This is a genomic window from Sporosarcina sp. NCCP-2222, from assembly GCF_023168145.1.
Lineage (GTDB): Bacteria > Bacillota > Bacilli > Bacillales_A > Planococcaceae > Sporosarcina.
Map to the genome: position 1 here is coordinate 84,732 of NZ_BQYK01000003.1, position 20,930 is coordinate 105,661.

Sequence of the window (20,930 nt, forward strand, 5' to 3'; positions counted from 1 at the left end):
CAATTATTTTACTAATCCATCCTTAGATGCAGATGATATATTGCCTGCATCTCTTTTTGCCTGTATATCTCTGGCTATGAGGCCGCCATGTTCTTTGCCGTTCTCAATGAAAATCTCATTGGCATTGTTGCCAGCTGCGATGACGCCTGCAATATATAACCCAGCAACAGTCGTTTCCATGGTGGCCGGGTCAAAAAGAGGCCGACCGCTTGCATCTTCTATCTGAATGCCCGCGTTTCGCAAGAAATCATGATCTGGATGATACCCGATCATTGCGAATACATATTCATTATCAATGACAAATTGCTCTCCCTCTTTTTCGATTGTGACCGTATCCTCGGTAATCTCCATTACCGCAGAATTAAAGTGCATTTGTATTAATTCATTCCTTACAAGGCTATCAAAACCAGGTAAAATCCACGGTTTCACGCTAGGCGAATATGTGTCGCCCCGATAAACAACTGTGACTTCTGCACCTGCCCTTTGGAGCTCAAGCGCGGCATCTACGGCTGAATTTTTGCCGCCAATGACGACCACTTTCTTACGAAAATATGGGTGACCCTCTTTAAAGTAATGAAAGACATTCGGGAGTTCTTCTCCGGGTATTCCCAACTGATTTGGATTATCATAATAGCCTGTCGCGACGACAACATAATCGGAAGCATACTCGCCACAGGTCGTAGAAACATGGAATCCATCCCCGGCCTTCTGAATGCATTCGACTGTCTCATTACTGTGAATCGGCAAATTCATTAATTCAGCAACCGTCCGATAGTATACAAGTGCATCCAATCGTTTCGGCTTCTCTTTTGCTGTAATAAACGGAATATCCCCAATCGACAACTTAATACTCGAACTGAAGAAAGTTTGATGTGTAGGATACCGGTAGATAGATTCTACAATATTCCCTTTTTCAATAATGAGGATATCTAATCCAATTTTTTGCAACTCAATAGCCGCAGATAATCCACATGGACCTCCACCGACAATAATTGCATCTTTTTTTATAACCAACTTTGTCAACTCCTTCAGTTACCATCATTCAATCCATAATGGATGTGTAATATATGACATTCGGGAGGTGCGCCAAATCGAAGCGGAAGCATGGACGTGCCATATCCATTGCTAATAAGCTGGGCTGTTTGGCCATCTATTGTAAAAGCTCCCTTATCATGCAATCCGAAAGGCCCCAGACGAATTTGCCCGCCATGTGTATGTCCTGCCAGCAGGACAGTTGGATTCGTCTGTTCCCTGACTTTACGGAACAATGAGGGAGTATGCGTGACCCATAAGGAATACTTGTCTTGTTCAAGTCCTTTCAACGCTGCATGTATATCGACATTTTTGCTAGAAGGGTCGTCTGTTCCGGCAATGATCCAATCTGGATGTCCTGGAATCGGAACATTCTCATTGTCTAAGATATGGCCATGGCATGCCTGGAAAATTTGACGTATGGCCACTTCTCCAACTTCCCTGTCATTGTTGCCCCAAATATAATAGACTGCCTTGCCTAAGGCGGCCAATTTTTCGACATTCTGTTGCACACGTTTGATGGGGACCCCATTTTCGGCCAAGTCCCCTCCAATGATAACAACATCCATGTCTCCATGTTTTTTAATTTTCTTAATTAAACGGTTATCGATCACCCGCCGATGAATATCAGAAATAAAAAAAACAGATAATTTTTTCTGTCGATGGGTTCCCCCGGCAATATCCATTTTGTGAAGCCTTACATTTCTCTGGCGGGCCGTCATGAACATCCAAAAGACCATGCCGCTCACCGCCAGTGTAAAAATGCCGGTTCCTTTCAATAATCGCTTCATTTCACACCTGCCATAAGAAAGAGGCAAAGCGGTTTCGACTTTGCCCCTTTCGAGTTTTCACTTCACGCTGCTTACAACTAGTAAATGCAACGGCATTACGGAATGATCAGTTTTTGCCCGACCCGTATTTCATTAGAAGAAAGTCCATTTGCCTGCTTGATTTTTTCAACACCGATATCCGAGCCATAATAATTGACCGAAATTCTATATAGAGTCTCGTCTTTCTTTACAATATGAACTTTGCCGGATTGTTGACTTGCAACTTGGGTATTTTCCTGTTTTTTCTCTGGTTTTTTCTCAGGCTTCTTTTCAGGCTTTTGTTCCGGCTGTTTTTCCGGTTTCGACGTTTCCTGTTTCACAGGCTTTTCGGCAGTCTGATCTTTAGAAGCTTGGTTTTGTCCAGATTCCTTATCGTCATCTGTTTGACCTTTAGTATCAGTATTGCCATCATCTTTGTCCTCATCCTCTGCTCCAGCTGTCTGAGACGAATCACCGCTTCCAGGAGACGGGGAATGCACATCATACTGAACACCATTATCTTCAATTTGGGCAGTATTGGATTTATCATCTTGATTGTAGAAGTTATAAATAACATAGCCAAAAATGACAATTGGAATTAGTGTAAATACACCTAAGATCGTATTGATCAAGGTAAAATTGGACTTCTTTTTAGAACGCCTGCCTCTTCCATGAACTTCTGAACGTGACGGTAGTTCGGAAATCGATTCCTTGTCCATTTCAATTTCTTTTCTATGCTCTTCAAATTCATATTCATAATCATTATTTTTCATCGACAATTTCTCCTATCGCCTCATGCTCTTCTTTATATTATGACGAATCATGTAGTAAATGTAAATGTACAAGAGTCTTATATTCCTAGAAGAACGTCAATTCTTTCTTCCCACGCATAGGTCATTTTACGTTGTGGTTCTGTTGAAGCCACCTTCCACAGCCAATCCATTTCAGTCAAGCCGCATATGGAGCAACACTGCTTTCGGCTGTCGTCATATCTTTCTCCAAAGGCATTTAATATCTTTTTTCTAATACATACTTGGGAGTGGACAATCTCTAGCATCTTTTGTAAATCTATCTCTTTATTCTTCCTTAATTCGTCCAAACTAGTGCATACTTCCTCAACTGGCATCTGTGAAAGATAAAAGTCGACGACCCGTTGTGCCGTTTCTGACATACCTGCCATTGCAGCGGCATCAGTAAGACTTTTTCCCGCTTGAAGCCACTCGGTATAATGTAGGACACTGTTCCGGTCGGGCATATCATTCTGAATAATGAATCTCGTGATGTTTTCATCTTCCGGTGCATATAGAAGAACAGCACATGCAGGCTTCCCATCCCGTCCTGCCCTTCCAACTTCTTGAATGTATGAAGCCATCGTATTAGGAAGGTGTTCATGTATTATTTGGCGGATATTATCTTTGTGGATTCCCATGCCAAATGCATTGGTTGCACAAATCCATTCCACCTCACCTCTAATATATTGCTCTTGAATAAGCGACCGGTCCACCTGCTCCTTGCCTGCGTGATACGCAGCTGCTGAAAACCCTTTTCTGGATAGAATAGATGCCAACTCATCCGCTCTTTTTCTCGAAGCAACATAGATAATGCCGGGTCCGGCGGTTTGTTCCAATCGACTTTCAATCCAAGCGGTTTTCTCATCAGATGCCATCTGCTCTACGACATAAGTAATATTGGGCCTATCAAGGGAATGCCTCTCCATAACCGGCATTTCCATATGTAAATACTTCGTAATGTCATCTATAACCTTTAGATCTGCTGTTGCTGTCAGTGCCAAAACTGGTGGCCGATTTCTGCCGAGAATCTCTCCAATCCGCAAGTAATCTGGACGGAAATCAAACCCCCATTGAGAAATGCAATGAGCTTCGTCCACAACTATCAAGGACAACTTCAGCTGTTTCAGTCGCTCTTCGACTTTTCTCTGCAACAACATCTCAGGTGAAACGAAGATGAACTTATACAAATGGATTTGGGAGAGGATCCGGTTCTTGTCTTGAAATGATAAAAATGAGTTCAAGGCCGCGACTCTCTTCTCACCATTCCTTCTCATGGAAGACGATTGATCCTCCATCAAGGAAACTAGCGGAGAGATAACGATTGTGATGCCATTCAACAAATAAGAAGGTAATTGGTAACAAAGCGACTTGCCAGTTCCGGTTGGCAAGATAGCGATTGTATCCTTACCTTGCAATACCGATCGGATAACGTTCTCCTGCCCTGGCCGAAAATTCCGGTAGCCAAATTTCTCATACAGCAAGTTTTGCAGGTCTGTCATTTTCCGCCTCCCAACTTGGAGCCTAGTATAAGGCGAAGCTGAAAATAACTCAATTCGCCAAACTCTTGTTTTAACATTCGTAATCTTCTAGTCCCCAATTCCTCTACTTTTAAAACTACCTCATTTACCTGTTTGGATAAAACAAAGTCTGTTAATGGGAAAGTCTTATCATTAATGGCCATTTCCACAAAATGATCCTCTATCGTACTCAATTTCAGCCTCCGGACTGTTGCAATCTCCTCAACGTTCATCCCTTTCGCAAAGAGCCGTCTCGTTTGATCAGCCGAGTCGGTCAAGTATAATGAACTTTTTACACCTTCCGCAGCTTGTAATAAAAATGGATAGTCACGTTCCTCATGGATGACATCCAGCAGTCTATGCAAACCCTCGATAAACTCCAAATAGACAGATAGAGGTGACATCTGTAATTCCTCCGCTAACTGATCCCATGTCCTTCCTGTGATAGAAAAGCCGGATAGCCTGCTCACTATAATGAGTTTTTGCCTATCTTTCATCCCACTTGCCTGAAGCGCATTCTTTAACTCGCCTCCAATCTTTCGTGGAAACTCTTTATTCTCAAGCGGTAGATGCCGCGCCATTCCTTTGACGAAAAGTTGCACTTCCCGATCTGTCTGAATGGGCATAAACGACTTGATCCCTTCCTTGAAATATGAAATCGTTTGAATGGCGAGTGCCAGCCGATGAAAGAAGACGATTTCATTTCCACGATAGTCCCATCCATTAAAATAGCAAGAATCCAGTTCTTTCACCTTTTGCAAGCCTGTTTTGCTAACATATAGCCTTCCGTCAGCTTCCTTCACATAGCCGTCTGCAAGCAACCTATAAAGATGAGTTTCATATGTTTCCGCATCCAATTTAGAAAGTACGGAAAAGAACGGCTTTAAATTAAAATATTGGACGTCCTGTAATGTTTGACTCGATTTTTTTCCACGAAAGATATGCAAACATGCATTTTTCGAGCGTTCGCCATTCATTTTTGACACCATGAACAAGATGAGTGAAGATAACTCCATGCCCATTTCCCCTTTTAAGATGTTTTATTGTTGAAAACTACCCGAAACAGATTTAGAATGGTATGGGAGCAATGATAGTTAGCGCGGAGAAAAGAGGAGAGAACATCAATGTCTACTTGCAAAAAATATACAATTGTTGATCAAGATACATGTATTGCATGTGGTGCATGCGGCGCAGCAGCACCAGACATCTATGACTACGATGATGAAGGTATCGCATACGTTATTCTTGATGATAACATGGGGAATACAGAAGTTCCAGAAGAACTGCTGGAGGATATGGAAGATGCATTTGACGGATGCCCGACCGATTCCATTAAAGTGGCGGACGCACCGTTTGAAGGAGATCCTTTGAAATACGAGGACTGATCAGACATTCGAGAGCTTCTAGGAGCTTTCGAATTTTTTTTGAAACAAACAAACCGGCAAACTGATATGATTCAGTTCGCCGGTTTGTTTGTTTTTACGCCATTAATTGATGCTGCTGCTTGAAAATCCATTTATGCAGGCTCTTATACAAGAGCAAGAAAACAACCATTAACAAAGCGCCTTTTATAAGATTGAATGGTAAAATGCCTTTGACGATGACATCGAACATGGCATCTCCCACGTATGGTGGCATATTCAAGAAATACGAATACATTGGCAAAAAGACAGCATAATTCAATACACTCATGCCGACAGCCATGGAAACCGTTCCGATAATTAATCCGGCTGTCAAACCTTTTGTCGATTGTACTCTTTTAAAGATATAGTATATTGGCATAATGAACAGGACGCCTGTTGTAAAGTTGGCAATTTCACCAACTGGAACTCCCGTGGGACTTCCGGACATAAACCAATACAATACATTTTTCAATAACTCTACCGAAATACCCGCTATCGGCCCCATTGTCATGATCGCCAATACAGCTGGAATTTCACTGAAATCGACCTTCAAGAATGGTGGTAATGCTGGCAATGGGAAATTCAACTGCATCAATACAGTCGAGATGCTCCCAAGCATTGCGATGAGAATCATCTTTCGCAACTTTTTGTTGCTCATTTGTTCCTCTCTCCTTTTGCGATTCACTTCAAAAAGAGGAAAGGCTGTACCGAATGTTGTGTTGTCATGAAAAATCCCCTAAAGCGTTTGCTTCAGGGGAAGGCAAGTTTAAATAAAGGTATCCAAAAATCAACATGATTTGGACCCATACTTAAATAACCTCTCTTTTTGCGGACAACACAAAAAGACGGCCATACCTTCACCTTCTCCCATCCAGACTATACTGTCGGCTCCGGAATCTCACCGGAATCAGCTGTTACGCTCGCGGGCTAGGAAGTGACCTTCCATTTCCGCCGGTCGGGAATTGCACCCTGCCCCGAAGATGAATCAATATTTTATTACATCACTATTGTATACAAAAAAAATGATCTTGTAAACATTCCAGTTTACAAGATCAACTTGAGCTGTTACTCGGGCAGTACTATTGGGTTGGCACCGACCGGTATCGGCAGCGGTTTTGTTAGATCATACTTGCCAAATTGGGTCTGAACTATATTCTTCAGTTGAATGGAATTATTGAAATTGCTTGCAGTCAGCATGAACCCCTCAATCATTTCATTTACTACTGCTTGATCGATTGAGTCTAAATCAAGTTCTTTCGAGAACGAAATAACAGCAACGCCTTTTTCTACTGAGACATTATAGTCCAATTGAGCAGGTATAACACTCTCAACAATATCATTTTGTGGAGCTTTCATGGCGAGCAGCGCATCGGATACTGTACTCGTGTCACCATTTTCATATGGAATCAAATATATTTCGCCTGATGGCATCATGTACTTGTAATACGGCAATTCCCTGTCGAGCGGCACTGGAGCTGCCCTTCCAACCGGACCGAGTTCAGCCGGCTTGCCTGATTCATCCACGACTTGAAAGAACTTTTTATCAGTAAATGTCTCCTTCGCTGAATCGAAATAAGAAGTTATCGTCCCCGCAGAAAGATCATAGCCGTGATCAGCAGGCACTTCATTTTGTACCGTATCACCGGACTCATAGATTTTTCCCTTGTATGGATGATATTCATCAAATCCAAGATCACTTTCAGGCACTTTCGTTGCGTACTGATTGTATAAAGCAACACTGTCGAGTTCTTTTTCCTGTATATCGTTCTCCACTTGTTCTTTCGGCAGTAGAACGGTTACCGGAACTACATTAGCAGAATGGATAAGACCAATATGGAACGGATACTGGTTTACTGTTTCATCTGGCAGCACAATATGGCTATCCATCGCTGAGGCCATAGTATATAGCGCACCAGTTTCCCCCTCACTATCCATAGCCGCTTCACTAGTTTGCCCTTTATCATCTGACATATCCATCGAACGTTTCTGGTTGAAGAGCTCGACTTCCGCCTCCTCCGTTTTACTGTCCATTGCTCCTTCATTCTGCTTGAGTAAGGAAGGGATCAACAGACTGACGACAAGCATGGCAGCAATGGCAATGAATGCAGGCACCCATTTACGTACTTTACGTTTCCGTGAGCTGGGTTCAATCAGTCGCTCATCTTTCTTTAGCCGGGCTAAAATATCTTCTGCAGATCGATGGTCTTCCATTTTCGGCATGGAGTGAAGGAGTTTTTCTAGTTTGTCGTCGTTCCAATTATTATTCGCCATTCATCTTCCCCCTTCTGCCGAAAGAGCTTGTAACTTCTTCTGCAAAGTTTTAATCGCCCTATGCTGTGTCGTTTTTACTTTTCCTTCTGTCCATCCAAGCGCCTCCGCCGTTTCTGCGATCGAGAAATCTTGAAAGTATCTCATGACAATAACCATCTTTTGATCTCCCGTACACGTGTCCAAAGCGTTAAGCATTTGTTTCATTTCCTCATTCAACTCGGCAATTTCCACTGGGGACCGGGCTGAAGACATCAATTCGCTCTTTTCCCAATCAAACGTATCAAAAACATGTTTCTGTCGGACAGTTTTCTTGCGAAAATGGTCGATCGCGACGTTTTTGGCAATGGAAAAGAGCCAGGTTTTTTCTGTACTCTTCCCTTCAAAGCCTGCGTACGCTTTCAATACACGAATATATACCTCATGCATTAAGTCCTCTGATTGGGATCGGTCACCGGTTAAGTAGATTAAAAAATTAAAGACGTCTTGATGGTATTGATCATATAGCCTGTGGAAAACGGAGTCATCCACAAAATCCCCCCGTTCAATACATTAGTCGTAATTCAAGATGAAAAGTTTCAACCGTTTCATCTTTGAATAAAACATTACACTTCTTCCGGATCAATCGGTATTACACATCGGAAGATCGTCCCGTGGGTCGGTCCGAGTTCAGCACTAATTTCCCCACCGTGCGAGTCGATAATATTCTTCGCAATCGCTAGGCCAAGGCCGGTACCACCCTTCCCTCTAGTACGGGCTTTATCCGCCTTATAGAATCGTTCGAATATATAAGGCAGGTCTTCCTTTGGAATGCCGCTTCCTGTATCGGAAACCGCAATTTCGATAACATCCTTCCCTTTTTCGACACGGATCGTCACTTCTCCTCCATCCGGCGTGTGGCGAATGGCATTATCAATTAAATTGGTGAAAACTTGTTCCAACCGATCCTCGTCTGCGACAATTTCCATTTCCTCCACAGGTTGGAGTATGAGCGACACGTTCGCATCCCTCGCCACCTGCATGAACTTGTTCACGATCCGTTCCAAGAAATGGACAACATCGACAGGAGATTTGTAGAGCCGCATATGCCCTGATTCCATCCTTGCCAAATCGAGCAGATCCGTTACCAGTCTGCTCATCCGCTTGGACTCGTCGTGGATGATCTGCATAATTTCATTCCGTTCCTCATCACTGGAAGTGACTCCATCCAGAATCGCTTCACTATAGCCTTGCAGCATCGAAATTGGTGTTCTCAGTTCGTGCGAAACATTGGCGATAAAATCGGAACGGAGTTTATCAAGCTTATGCTGGTCGGTCATATCCCGGAACACAGCGACAGCTCCCCGAATACTATTTTCACTATAGAGCGGGCTAATCGAAACACCGTAGAACTGGCCTTTCAACTCCAATTCTTCTTCTACTTCCTCAGCAAACGTGATGACATGTTCCAGCATATGAACTATTTCAGGCGGTAAGATCTTGGTGGAATCATCGGCGGCCTGATACCATTTCTGCAAAATACGTTCTGCTTGCGGGTTATGGAGCAGAATCGAATAATCGCTATTGAACGAAATAACAGCGTCCGTCATGGATGTCAAAATACTGGAAAGTTGGCCTTTCTCCTGTTTAATCAATTCTACTTGGAATTTTAATTGTTTCCCCATCTGGTTGAAAGCGGTTGCCAATTGTCCAATCTCATCGTTTTGCAGAACCGGCAGCCGAGTGTCAAAGTTCCCTTTGGATAATTCAAACGCAGCCTGTTTCATACCTCTTAACGGGGAAGTAATCCGGGTAGATAAGAAAAAAGCGAAGAATGTCGTTAAAATAAAAGCGATAAAAGCTGATAAGAAGACAATATGGGTTGTGCTCTTTGTCGTTCGGTGAACGGCATCCAAGCTTTGATAAAGAACGATTGATTGTTTAACATTTCCCGTTTCATAATAGGGATATGTCAATACAAGAAATTTCTCCATCACATCTTGCTCCCGTAAGGAGGGCAGAATCATTTCTTTAACGGACTTCCCATCCTTTTGTCCCGAATGAAATAAATTCGGCTCATCTAGAATCTTTCTTTCAATGCGCTCCTCATTCAAGCCGTTATGGAATGAATAGAGAACGTCCTTGTTGGAATCAACGATCAACGCATTCGTTTCATCTCCGAGCACATCCTGTATGATCAGCCGCATCGCAGTTTCATCATCATGATCTACAATGATTTTCCCGATAGTGGCGGCTTCCCTTCTTAGCGAATCCTCCGCCTGCTTTGTATGGAAGTTATCAAGGAATTCAAGAAGCAGAACGGTTACAATGAATAATACAAATGAAACGAGAAGCAATATGGTTGCCCATAGCTTCCCGACGATTGAATTCCATATCCTAATCATTTGGTACCTCGAATTTATAGCCGACGCCCCAAACGGTCACAATCATTTTTGCGGCACGCTCAGATACCCTGCTCAGTTTTTCGCGCAGGCGTTTCACATGCGTATCGACCGTACGAAGATCACCAAAAAATTCATAATGCCATACTTCTTTCAGTAACTGCTCCCGATCAAAGACTTTATCAGGCGCCTTCGCTAGAAAATAAAGAAGCTCATACTCTTTCGGCGTCAAGTTCACTTCATTTCCTTCTGCTGTTACCCGATGTGCATCATGGTCGATTGTCAGCTGAGGGAAAACGACAAGATCCTTGGAAGCGCTCGAAGAAGAAGTTGCATTTTGGAAATTCGATCTGCGCAAAATGGCTTTGACTCGAAGCACCACTTCTCTAGGACTAAACGGTTTGACAATATAGTCATCGGCCCCCGTTTCAAATCCAGTTACCCTGTCGGACTCTTCCCCTTTCGCTGTCAATAAGATGATTGGAGTCTGGTCCTTTTTTTCACGAATTTCCTGCAATACTTCAAAGCCATCCTTTTCAGGCATCATCACATCTAGCAATAGGCAGTCATATTGATTCTCTTCGAATTTTTCAAGAGCTTCCGCCCCATCCATCGCTTCATCGATTTGAAAGCCTTCTCTCGATAGATACATATTTAAAAGACGGCGAATTCTTTCCTCGTCATCGACGACTAATAACCTAACGTTTTCTTCCACTGGCTAAAACCCCTTTCATCTTGCTGCTATATCCATTGTACAAGTCAGGAAGGAAAAAGAAAAGCTTCGGACAACCGTTGTGCTGCAAGGTGTGAACAAGATTTGATAGTGTTCCTTTCTAACGGCGGACATTCGGTATAAAACCCTTTTTTGATTACTGCCTATCAAGCAGGGGTGTAAACTTTGTGCTATGTCTGCTTTTTACAGTAAAGGCTGTAGTTAAAATCCGGGTTTTCTTCTACAGAGGAATTAATCCCGGGAGTTGCTCATTTCGACTGCTGATAGACGGTTATATTTATAGATAGCTATTTTTTCAATACTGAGGATACGTACAGGCTGTTGCTTTCCATTTCGGCGCTCGCTTTCCGCTGGCCTGGCTTGAGTCTCCTCGTCCACTTCGCTTCCTGCGGGGTCTCAATGCTCATGCTATTCCCGCAGGAGTCGAGCGCCTCCACTCCAAGCAACAAGTGCTTTTGAATAACTAAATATACCTCGCAATTTTTTTGAATTGCCAGATGTACTGTTAGTAGGATATCCATTCAACTTTGCTATTGGTTCTTCCATAATAAAAAGGACTGTGCAGCTTTTACACTGCACAGTCCTTTTACTCATTTCGCGTAGGAATGCAATCCGGCGAGAATGAAGTTTACGAAAATCAGGTTGAACATAATGATGATGAAACCGATTACTGCCAGCCAAGCTGAATTTTTCCCTTCCCACCCGCGGGATAGCCGCAGATGAAGGAATGCTGCGTAAAACAGCCAAGTAATAAGGGCCCATACTTCTTTCGGGTCCCAACCCCAGAATCTTGACCAAGCTTCATGTGCCCAGATCATCGCAAAGATTAACGCTCCCAAAGTAAACACTGGGAAGCCGATTAAAACAGAACGATAACCGATTTCATCCATGAGCTGTGAGTTAGCTCTCTTCGCAAGCGGCTGGACGAACTCGGCAAGCCGTTTCCTGACAATTAACCGGAGCAGCACATACAGGATAGATCCAATGAACAGAGACCAAACGAATGTTGTTAAGGTTTTACCATTCAAAATAGCCGGCAATTCCACCCAAGGTTTCATTGTATCTGGCGATTTGGCTACCGATTCATTCATTCCGAAAAGCGGCGGATAATTATACGTGATGGAAGCAGGTTTGTCGTTTTTATCGATGTAATCAAATTCCGCTTCATATCCGGCCAATTTGAATGTACTGGAAGATAAGACAAATCCAATAACCAACATGATGACAAACATGACAAACTCAATCCAGAAACGTTGTCTGGACTTCTTAGACATATCTATGTTCTTCAACAAGTAAATCAAACCTGCAACGGCACTAATGGCTAAGATAGATTCACCAAGCGCTGCCGTGATAACGTGAATTGTCAGCCAATGACTTTGCAATGCAGGAATTAAAGGCGTTACTTCTTTTGGGAACATGCTTGCATAAGCAATGATTAAAATCGCGATCGGCAAAGCAAACAATCCAAGCGATGGTGTCCGGTATAAGAAAAAGATAAGGATGAAAGCACCGACTAACATCATCCCGAACGCCGTTGTAAACTCGAACATATTACTGACCGGGGCATGCCCCCCCGCAATCCATCTTGTAATGAAATAGCCGACATGCGTCAGGAATCCAATGATCGTTATGGAGATTCCGATGGTCCCCCATTTGTTATTTCTATAGGTAGCCTCCGATTTAGCTCCCTTGACCGCTCCCCCAAAGAAAGCGGTCGCAACTAAATATGCAATAAAGGAAATTTCAAGCAAAGTCGCACTAATATTAGCTAATCCCATTATGATTCAGCTCCTTCCTGTCGCTCATCTTTCGACTCTTTGTCTTGTCGATCCATATAAGCAGGCAACTCCGATGCATCTTTTACTGCGTTTAATTCCTTTTTCAGAGAAAACCAGTTTTTATTCGTATGGGCTGCGACCAAAAGTTGCTGATCTGCCCCTTTTTGAATCCAAATTCTTCGATGGTTCCAATAAGAACCCATAATGACGCCAATCATAAAGATGATGCCGCCCAACAGCAGGATATATAATGTCTTGTCCTTGCGTATTGTAAAGCCCGAAATATCGCGAGTATCCGCGCTCACAAATTTTACTTTATACGCATTTTCTTCCGTCTCCAATGTTTGCTGGATGGCTACAAAGCTTTTTTCACCTTTCGGCTTTTCGGGTGTTGTCATTTTAAAGATAAAAGCCGGGTTATTTGGAATTGGTGATTTGGAAACCGGTTCACCGTCTTTAATGCCGTCGTAATCAGCGTAATATTCCAGTAATTCTACTTTTGCACCATTGTCTAACTCGTACGTTCCTTTTGGATCATCCAATTCGATTGTGAACTCTCCAAACGACTTATCCGTTGATTTTTCAATCAATTGCATCGTCATGGATTTCAATTCACTTAACCGATAATCCATTTGGAATACATTATAGCCATCAAACTTAAGCGGTTTATTTACAACAATCGAATAATCCTTAACATACTCCAAGTCCTCAGAACCAGGCAAGGATCCTTCTTTTTCTTTATAAAGAGTGACGTCCGTTTGAAAGTTCTTCACGATAGGGCCATTGCGATCCAGGGCTTCCCCGAAGACAGCATTGGCATCCTCTTTCGTATACGTTTCTAGTTTAAAATCCTTACTTTTCAAGAAATAGCCTGGCGCACCGGTAACATTGCGAAGCTCCCCTTCACGAATCCACATTGTTTCATCCACATAGAAACCTGGAATCCCCCGCAATAATACGCCAAACAAGAAAATAATAAGTCCGGTATGATTTACATATGGGCCCCAACGTGAAAAACGGTTCTTCTCAGCGAGAATCGCTCCGTCTTCCATCTTGACGTTATATTTCATTTCCTTCAGGGCAGCTTCTGCTTTCATCAACGATTCATCCGGATCGGCTGCTTTTCCTTCACCAAAGATCCGTTGGCGTTTCATAAAGGACACATGGCGTTTCGTCCTTTGCTTCTTTAAAGATTTATAAAGCGGAACGACACGGTCAACGCTTGCGATGATAATGGATGTTCCCAGCATGCCGATAAGGATTTTGAACCACCAGCTGTTGTACATATCATAAAATCCAAGCTTGTAATAGAGCGTCCCAAAGAAACTATATGTTTTTTCATAATAAGCCAGGTATTCAGCGTCTGTCGCGTTGACTGAAGTGACTGGGGCATATAGCTTCTGAGGAAAGATGGTACCGATTGCAGAAGTTACTAATACCGCAACAATAATACTGACCCCAACTTTGACGCTCGAGAAAAAATTCCAGATTTTATCAATGATCGACTTGTTATACGTCTGAGATCTCCTGGCCGATCCTTCATATCTCATATCGACAACTTGACTTTTTTCTGCCTCTTCGGTCAATGGCCGGCCACAAGCCTCACATAAGACAGTGCCGAAAGGGTTTTCATGACCGCATTGACATTTGATTTTGCTCATAGCTAACGTACTCCTTATCAGGGTTGAATACTTTCCATATACGACTTGATTTCCTCCTTGGACATTTCACTCTTTAGAATTTTGACGATCTTGCCATTTTTATCAATCAAGAAAGTCGTTGGAAGCGGCTGGATATTGTATGCTTCCTTCACATCTTTTGTCTTGTCAATCAAGACCGGGAATGTCAAATCGTATTGATTACGGAAGGATTCCACCTTCAGTTTTGGCTCTCCGACATTAACGGATAACACGTGAACTCCCTTGTCCGTAAATTCCTTGTAATAATCTTCAATATACGGCATTTCTTTTTTACAAGGAGGACACCAAGTTCCCCAAAAATTCAGGAACACTCCTTGTCCTTCATAATCAGACAGGCGGTGTTTATTGCCTTCCAAGTCAACGAGCTCAAAGTCTGGAGCTTTGTCCCCTACTTCCAGCACTTTCACTTTATCCTTTGAAACGATGGAAAAAATAATTGCCAATGCCAGCAATATGAGGACGACAGCTCTGATGATCAAGCGTTTCGTTTTTTTATTCGCCTTGGCCACTGTTCAGCCTCCTAACGATAAATGAGTTCTAAATTCGATTATAACAAATGTAACCTGTTAAAAAAGTTGAAGTCGTGATAGCTTTGTGAACATTTCGGGAAACTCAGTGACCGATTTTGCCTGTTTCCGCAAGCACCCGCAGCTGTTTCACTTCATGGGTCGTCAATTCCCGTGCTTCTCCCGCATTCATGCCATATGTCGTCAAGGTGCCAAATGACTCCCTTTTCAACTTCAAAACAGGGCAGCCGATTGCATCGAACATGCGGCGCACTTGCCTGTTTCTTCCTTCATGAATGGTAATTTCAACAATGGCAGTACCTGTTTTTTTATCTACCGATTGCATCTTCACCTTCGCTGGAGCTGTCATTCCGTCTTCTAGTTCAATGCCGCGTTCCAATTTTTTTAGCAGTTCCCGGTTTGGAATGCCTTTTACCTTCGCCACGTATGTTTTATGGATTTTAAATTTCGGATGCGTCATCAAGTACGAGAACTCCCCATCATTGGTCAACAAAATGACCCCAGATGTATCATAATCCAGTCTTCCGACAGGGAAAATACGTTCCTCAACATGAGGAAGCAAGTCCAGTACAGTCTTTCTTCCTTTGTCATCCTCTACCGTCGAGATATAACCGCGAGGTTTATAAAGCAAATAATAAACATTCCGTTCTTTAACTAACTCCACGCCTTCCACTTCAACAGAATCGGATTTGGAAACCTTCGTTCCGAGTTCCCTAATAACAACTCCGTTCACTTTCACTTTACCTTCCAGTATGAGTGTTTCCGCTTTTCTGCGAGAAGCAACTCCTGCCTGTGCCAATACTTTTTGTAGTCTTTCCAAACTTCGTCACCTTCCTTCTTTCCTCAAAAAATTATGTCACACTTCCATGAAAATGAAAAGAAGACTGACCTAAAGAAGGCAGTCTTACGGAATTTGTCATAATTACGACGTATTTACGTATGTTGGTTTGCGTAGCTGTCGTGCGATTTATTATTGATGAATAGTAATATCAGTTGTGATAATCGGCTGATTATCAAACGAAACTGTCCATGAGCCGGTGCTGATTTTCTCTTTCCCTCGAGGGATCCTGACAAAATGGGTAATCCGTTCTTTTTCATCCGGCGACAGAAGCACTTTGATCGGCTCATCCAATTCTCCCTCAACGCCAGGCAGTATGGAATATTTCCCTTTCTTCGCGACTGTCACTAAATCATAATCTTTGAATGTCTGATTGGCAAGATCCGTATGATCTTTCCAATCATCCCCATCATTCAAAGTTACGATAATAATTTTCTTTCCATCCCTTTCGAAGTAAGTGGCCAATGTTCGGCCTGCCACTTTCGTAAAGCCGGTCTTTCCTGCTTTAACATCGGGATTAGTATGAATGAGACGATGTTTATTGCTCCAACTCCGAACATCCCCATCCTTCCCTTTGTAAATATAGGACTTGGAAGAAGCGATTTTTCTGAATTCATCATTTTGCATGGCGAAATAAAGCATTTTTGCTGTGTCATAAGCTGTTGATAGATGTTCATCATGGTGAAGACCCGATGGATTCATGAATTTCGTATCCTTCAGTCCATAATAAAGGGCTTTTTCATTCATCATATCGACAAAGCCCTCCAACGAGCCCCCCGCATGTTCTGCAAGGGCATAGGCCGCATCATTGCCAGACCTTAACATAAGGCCGTGCAGCAATGCTTCACTTGGCATCTTCGCCCCTTGCACTGTATAGATGGACGATCCCTCGGCAGAAGCTGCTTCCGGGGAAATGGTAATATCGCCCGAAGCCCCGCTTTCTACAAACGTGAACGCCGTCCAAATTTTTGTCAAACTCGCAATCGGCAATCTCGCATTCTCGTTGTGGCCTTGCAATAGTCTTCCCGTCTCTGCGTCAATTACCGCCCACGCCTGCCCTGAGGCCGCTTCCTTCGGTGTTGCAGCAAAAAGAACAACTAGAAAAAGCACGACAGCAAATGCTCGCCTCAATCAATGATTCCCCCTTCATCTTCTTGCATATTAAATGCTTCTTGGAACTTCGTCATGAATAAATCGGTATCTTCCTGCTCCCCTTCCTCTACTTCGGTCAGTGGCGGCAGGCCGTCGATCGACTCCAGTCCGAAACGGTCCAAAAACAGCTCAGTCGTACCATAGAGAATTGGTCGGCCACTCCCTTCCAGTCTCCCTTTTTCCATAATGAATCCTTTGGCCACCAGTGTCTGTAACGGGCCTTCTGACTTGACCCCGCGCAAATCATCTATTTCCACACGAGTGACCGGCTGCTTATATGCAATGATGGCCAGCACTTCCATTGATGCTTGTGTCATGGATTTTGGAGAAGGGTTTTCAAGCATCTTCGTGATGTCGCCTGCAAATTCACCTTTTGTGACTAATCTGTACCTCCCTCCATACTTCCGCAGAGTGATACCAGCATCTTGGCGATTTTCATATCGTTCCTGCAATTGATCGAGCAGCGTTTCTGCGTTCGCTTTCGTCGAATCAATAATTGCTGCTATTTGTTCGGGTGCTAGCCCATCATCACCGGCGACAAATAGTAAACTTTCAATTCTTCCATGCATTACTTCGTCTTCATTCATTTCAGCTGCCCTCCTGTCCAAAAGAAATTGTTAATTGCTGAAAGTTTTCATTCTGCCAAACTAGCACGTCCATTCGCTTCATCAGCTCGAGCAAGGATAGAAAAGAAACGACTAGATCCGTCAGATCCCCTTCAACAAATAGTTCATCAAAATAGCAAGTCCCGCCTTTTTTCTTCAGTATGGCGACAATGTCATCCATTTTCTCATCTACCGATAACTCCGCCTTGGTGATACTGGCAGTAAGCGGCACTCGCAGCCGTTTCCGTTGAAGCATTTTCTGAAACGCGCCAATCAAATCAAACACATTGAGCTGTTCATCTGGTGGAGGGGCAGCCACTTCCCCATAATGAGATAAATCTTCGGGCATTTTTGTAAAATGGATGGCCCGTTCGTCAGCAGACTCCTTCAATTGATTTGCCGCTTCCTTATATTTCTTATACTCCATCAGCCGGGCAACCAATTCTTCCCGCGGATCTTCTTCATATTCGAAATCCTGATGTTCGTCCAATCCATCTTCCTCGTGGACCGGCAATAGCATTTTACTCTTAATTTCAATCAATGTTGCTGCCAATACTAGGTATTCACTTAATTCATCCAGTTGAAGGACTCGCATCGTATGTATGTGTTCAATGTATTGATTCGTCAATTCCGCCATCGGGATATCATAGATATCTATTTCAAGTCGATTGATTAAATGCAATAATAGATCAAGAGGCCCTTCAAAAACCTCCAGCTTTACTTTGTAGGCCATATGCCCATCCCACCCTAATTACGAAATTGATAGATGTACCGGAAGGGAGAAGAACAATGCACCCATACCATCATCCACTGTTTATACATTTTATTGTTTATTTCAACCGGAATCAAGATTACTTTGAATGCCATGAAGTGCTTGAGGAATATTGGAAATCCATTCCTGGAGCTGATAAAGAGCATCCTCTCACCGCTTTCATCCTGCTGGCAACCGGTTTATATCATTGGCGTCGGGGCAATTTCAAGGGAGCTATCCGCACACTCGTCAAAGCAGAAAGACGAATGCTTGCATTCCCTCCTCTATTCCGCCAAGAAATTGATTTTGAACAGCTTTTGAACGATCTGAAGCATTCTCTCGAGTCGGTACGCGAGGAAAAGCCATTCAGCGCATTCCCACTCCATTTGCACTCCGGCATGCTTCTCAAAAGCACTACGCTGGAAGTAACTCAAATGGATCTGTTGCCAGCAAACAGCAATGCTATCATTCATAAACATATGCTGAGAGACAGGACTGATATTCTTATAAGCAGACAAAAAAAGAAAAGGGGCAGAAATTAATCTGCTCCTTCCTTTTCCATACACTTTTTCATAAATCGTTCTGTCTGCTCTGTGCTTTTGCATTCCAAATCCGGAAAAAGTTCATGCAGCTTAGACACCATCGCAGTGCCTATTCCTTCTCCCCGGTAGGATGGATTGACAGAAAGATGTTTGACCGTGTAGGCGTCATCTTCCAATTCAATCCCTATCACACCTATATAATCGTCATGATCTTTCAATAAAAATAACTGGGATTGTTCATCCGATTCATATTGCTGTACTGTTTCCTGCAATTTTTTCACGGATTTCTCACCTGGCATATAGGACAGTAATCCCATGGCGATTTTCTCATGTGCTTTTTTATACCGTAAAAGTATCAATTGAATCCCTTCTTTTCAAAAATCCTTTGTCTTTCTACAGATAAAAATAAACCCCGGTCAGCAATCGGGGGGACAACAGCAATGACCGAAAGCGAATTATACCCACCCACACGCCATATGGCAGAAAGAGTGCTGCAAATTCCGCTTCGTTTCATGCAACCCCTTTCTTAGATGTTTTACAGGATGCCTACAAACAGATTATGGAATTTATTAAGTTCATTTTATCGTACAAGAATGGCAAAGGTTTTTCAATGAGCGAGAACGTTCATTTATTCGGACCGGCAAAAGGGGCAATAAAGTACCAGTAAACGACACCCCAAATGGCCGCTGCCAAAATGATGAAAAAAAATAGCATGACATTACGGCGTCTCATATTCTCTCCTCACGCCCGACCTTCTGAAGCGGAATATCCAAACGAATGATATCTTCATAAGTCTCCCGGCGCACGACGAGTTGATGCTCCCCATTCTCACAGAAGATAATTGCCGGCCGTTGAAGACGATTATAATTGCTTGCCATCGAATATGTGTAGGCGCCTGTACAAAAAACCGCTACAAGATCGCCTTCCTCCAGCTCAGCAAGAAATGCATCCTCAATCAGCTTATCTCCTGATTCACAACATTTTCCGGCAATCGTCACCTTATCGGTGTGCGGTTCCAGCATTTTATTTGCCGTTGCAGCTGAATACTTCGCTCCGTACAACGCAGGCCGGATATTGTCGGACATGCCGCCATCCACTGCCACATAAGTGCGGACATTCGGTACTTCTTTTCGGCTTCCCGCCGTATAGAGTGTTGTGCCTGCATCCCCAACTAAAGAGCGTCCCGGTTCAATCCAGACTTCAGGAAGCGGGTATTGATGCTTCCTTGTCATAGAAAGAATGACGGATTCCATCTCTTCAACATATTGAGAAGGATGTAATGGTGCATCTTCCTCCGTATACCGGATGCCGAAACCGCCGCCGAGGTTTAATACGGGACAAATGAACTTAAAACGCTCCCGCCACTCGACCATCTTATTCATCAATGCTTCCGCCGCTAGACGAAATGCATCGGTTTCAAAAATTTGAGAACCAATGTGGCAGTGCATGCCTAACATCGTAAGATAAGGATGCTTATATAACTGCAGAAATGCATCCTCTGCCTGTCCATTATTTAAATCAAAACCAAATTTAGAGTCTTCTTGCCCAGTCGTAATATAGTCATGGGTGGAAGCATGGATGCCAGGTGTTACACGCAACAGAACATTCATGTTTTGTTGTCTGGACTCCGATATTTCCTTTAGCAATTCAATTTCTGAAAAATTATCGACGACAATGCAGCCGATCTTTTCGTCAAATGCAAATTGCAGTTCTGTGTAGCTTTTGTTGTTCCCATGAAAATGAATCCGTTGCCGCGGAAAATCGGCCGCCACTGCAGTATACAGTTCTCCACCCGATACCACGTCGAGTGAGAGGCCGAGCTCAGCAGCAATTTCATATATCGCGATAGACGAAAATGCTTTACTTGCATAAGCAACTTGAGCAGGAATACCCATTTTCTTGAATGAATCAATGAATGCGGCTGCCCGTTCTTTAAACAATTCAATATCATAGATGACGAGCGGGGTACCATACGTATGAGCTGCGTCGACTGTATCGACCCCGCCAATTGTCAAATGTCCTTTTTCATTAACAGATTGTGTACCATAAAGATGCATATCACATTCCTCCCGTCTTTTCGTTTCTCCTTACTAAACCATAGAG

21 protein-coding genes and 1 riboswitch are annotated in these 20,930 nt (G+C 43.2%); of the genes, 2 read left to right on the forward strand and 19 right to left on the reverse strand.

Features of this window, described 5'->3' with window-relative positions; all coding sequences use genetic code 11:
• Nucleotides 1-3: 3 nt before the first annotated feature.
• The 5 genes from NCCP2222_RS07220 to NCCP2222_RS07240 all read right to left on the reverse strand — a co-directional run bounded on the left by NCCP2222_RS07220 (nt 4) and on the right by NCCP2222_RS07240 (nt 5,165).
• Nucleotides 4-1,008 carry a YpdA family putative bacillithiol disulfide reductase gene (locus NCCP2222_RS07220; protein WP_375709173.1) on the reverse strand — a complete coding sequence of 335 codons (1,005 nt, stop codon included), beginning with the start codon at nt 1,006-1,008 and terminating at the stop codon, nt 4-6.
• A 20-nt stretch (nt 1,009-1,028) separates the two neighbouring features.
• Nucleotides 1,029-1,823 (reverse strand): metallophosphoesterase, encoded by a 795-nt coding sequence (locus NCCP2222_RS07225; protein WP_248511079.1) that lies wholly within the window; start codon nt 1,821-1,823, stop codon nt 1,029-1,031.
• Nucleotides 1,824-1,918: 95 nt separating this feature from the next.
• On the reverse strand, nt 1,919-2,614 hold the full coding sequence (locus NCCP2222_RS07230; RefSeq protein ID WP_248511081.1) for a LysM peptidoglycan-binding domain-containing protein: 696 nt from the start codon (nt 2,612-2,614) through the stop codon (nt 1,919-1,921).
• Nucleotides 2,615-2,691: 77 nt separating this feature from the next.
• Complete coding sequence (locus NCCP2222_RS07235) at nt 2,692-4,131, reverse strand: RecQ family ATP-dependent DNA helicase (RefSeq protein WP_248511083.1); 1,440 nt, start codon at nt 4,129-4,131, stop codon at nt 2,692-2,694.
• The gene (locus NCCP2222_RS07240; RefSeq protein WP_248511085.1) at nt 4,128-5,165 is read right to left on the reverse strand and encodes a YpbB family protein; all 1,038 of its coding nucleotides are present in this window, start codon (nt 5,163-5,165) and stop codon (nt 4,128-4,130) included. The genes NCCP2222_RS07235 and NCCP2222_RS07240 overlap by 4 nt, the downstream gene beginning before the upstream one ends.
• Nucleotides 5,166-5,273: 108 nt before the next feature.
• On the opposite strand from NCCP2222_RS07240, the gene NCCP2222_RS07245 reads away from it, so the two are divergent.
• Nucleotides 5,274-5,534 (forward strand): ferredoxin, encoded by a 261-nt coding sequence (locus tag NCCP2222_RS07245; protein WP_238083827.1) that lies wholly within the window; start codon nt 5,274-5,276, stop codon nt 5,532-5,534.
• 94 nt (nt 5,535-5,628) lie between these two features.
• On the opposite strand, the gene NCCP2222_RS07250 is transcribed toward NCCP2222_RS07245, so the two are convergent.
• The 12 genes from NCCP2222_RS07250 to NCCP2222_RS07305 all read right to left on the reverse strand — a co-directional run bounded on the left by NCCP2222_RS07250 (nt 5,629) and on the right by NCCP2222_RS07305 (nt 18,267).
• A complete protein-coding gene (locus NCCP2222_RS07250; protein WP_248511087.1) occupies nt 5,629-6,210 on the reverse strand; it encodes an ECF transporter S component in 582 nt (193 codons plus the stop codon).
• Between the two features lie 197 nt (nt 6,211-6,407).
• Nucleotides 6,408-6,538: riboswitch (FMN riboswitch) on the reverse strand.
• Between the two features lie 79 nt (nt 6,539-6,617).
• The gene (locus tag NCCP2222_RS07255) at nt 6,618-7,823 is read right to left on the reverse strand and encodes a hypothetical protein (protein ID WP_248511089.1); all 1,206 of its coding nucleotides are present in this window, start codon (nt 7,821-7,823) and stop codon (nt 6,618-6,620) included.
• The gene (locus NCCP2222_RS07260; protein ID WP_248511091.1) at nt 7,824-8,351 is read right to left on the reverse strand and encodes an RNA polymerase sigma factor SigX; all 528 of its coding nucleotides are present in this window, start codon (nt 8,349-8,351) and stop codon (nt 7,824-7,826) included.
• A gap of 74 nt (nt 8,352-8,425) precedes the next feature.
• Nucleotides 8,426-10,204, reverse strand: coding sequence for an ATP-binding protein (locus NCCP2222_RS07265; RefSeq protein ID WP_282570677.1), 1,779 nt, complete (start codon nt 10,202-10,204; stop codon nt 8,426-8,428).
• Nucleotides 10,197-10,916 carry a response regulator transcription factor gene (locus NCCP2222_RS07270; RefSeq protein WP_248511093.1) on the reverse strand — a complete coding sequence of 240 codons (720 nt, stop codon included), beginning with the start codon at nt 10,914-10,916 and terminating at the stop codon, nt 10,197-10,199. The genes NCCP2222_RS07265 and NCCP2222_RS07270 overlap by 8 nt, the downstream gene beginning before the upstream one ends.
• A 608-nt stretch (nt 10,917-11,524) precedes the next feature.
• Nucleotides 11,525-12,712, reverse strand: a complete 1,188-nt coding sequence (gene ccsB, locus NCCP2222_RS07275) for a c-type cytochrome biogenesis protein CcsB (protein WP_248511094.1) — start codon at nt 12,710-12,712, stop codon at nt 11,525-11,527.
• Nucleotides 12,712-14,373: a cytochrome c biogenesis protein ResB gene (resB, locus tag NCCP2222_RS07280; protein ID WP_248511102.1), complete on the reverse strand. Its 1,662-nt coding sequence runs from the start codon at nt 14,371-14,373 to the stop codon at nt 12,712-12,714. Before resB ends, ccsB begins: the two co-directional genes overlap by 1 nt.
• Before the next feature lie 17 nt (nt 14,374-14,390).
• Nucleotides 14,391-14,921 carry a thiol-disulfide oxidoreductase ResA gene (gene resA / locus NCCP2222_RS07285; protein ID WP_248511105.1) on the reverse strand — a complete coding sequence of 177 codons (531 nt, stop codon included), beginning with the start codon at nt 14,919-14,921 and terminating at the stop codon, nt 14,391-14,393.
• A 103-nt stretch (nt 14,922-15,024) separates the two neighbouring features.
• Nucleotides 15,025-15,759 (reverse strand): pseudouridine synthase, encoded by a 735-nt coding sequence (locus NCCP2222_RS07290; RefSeq protein WP_248511107.1) that lies wholly within the window; start codon nt 15,757-15,759, stop codon nt 15,025-15,027.
• Between the two features lie 150 nt (nt 15,760-15,909).
• Nucleotides 15,910-16,908: a D-alanyl-D-alanine carboxypeptidase family protein gene (locus NCCP2222_RS07295; protein WP_248511109.1), complete on the reverse strand. Its 999-nt coding sequence runs from the start codon at nt 16,906-16,908 to the stop codon at nt 15,910-15,912.
• Nucleotides 16,905-17,516, reverse strand: coding sequence for an SMC-Scp complex subunit ScpB (scpB, locus tag NCCP2222_RS07300; protein WP_248511111.1), 612 nt, complete (start codon nt 17,514-17,516; stop codon nt 16,905-16,907). Before scpB ends, NCCP2222_RS07295 begins: the two co-directional genes overlap by 4 nt.
• A gap of 1 nt (nt 17,517) precedes the next feature.
• The gene (locus NCCP2222_RS07305; RefSeq protein ID WP_248511114.1) at nt 17,518-18,267 is read right to left on the reverse strand and encodes a segregation/condensation protein A; all 750 of its coding nucleotides are present in this window, start codon (nt 18,265-18,267) and stop codon (nt 17,518-17,520) included.
• A gap of 56 nt (nt 18,268-18,323) precedes the next feature.
• Here NCCP2222_RS07305 and NCCP2222_RS07310 point away from each other — a divergent pair, with 56 nt between their 5' ends.
• Nucleotides 18,324-18,827: a DUF309 domain-containing protein gene (locus NCCP2222_RS07310; protein ID WP_248511116.1), complete on the forward strand. Its 504-nt coding sequence runs from the start codon at nt 18,324-18,326 to the stop codon at nt 18,825-18,827.
• Here NCCP2222_RS07310 and NCCP2222_RS07315 read toward each other — a convergent pair.
• Nucleotides 18,824-19,186 (reverse strand): GNAT family N-acetyltransferase, encoded by a 363-nt coding sequence (locus NCCP2222_RS07315; RefSeq protein ID WP_309295947.1) that lies wholly within the window; start codon nt 19,184-19,186, stop codon nt 18,824-18,826. The genes NCCP2222_RS07310 and NCCP2222_RS07315 overlap by 4 nt on opposite strands.
• Before the next feature lie 369 nt (nt 19,187-19,555).
• On the reverse strand, nt 19,556-20,884 hold the full coding sequence (gene lysA / locus NCCP2222_RS07320; RefSeq protein WP_248511118.1) for a diaminopimelate decarboxylase: 1,329 nt from the start codon (nt 20,882-20,884) through the stop codon (nt 19,556-19,558).
• Between the last annotated feature and the right edge of the window lie 46 nt (nt 20,885-20,930).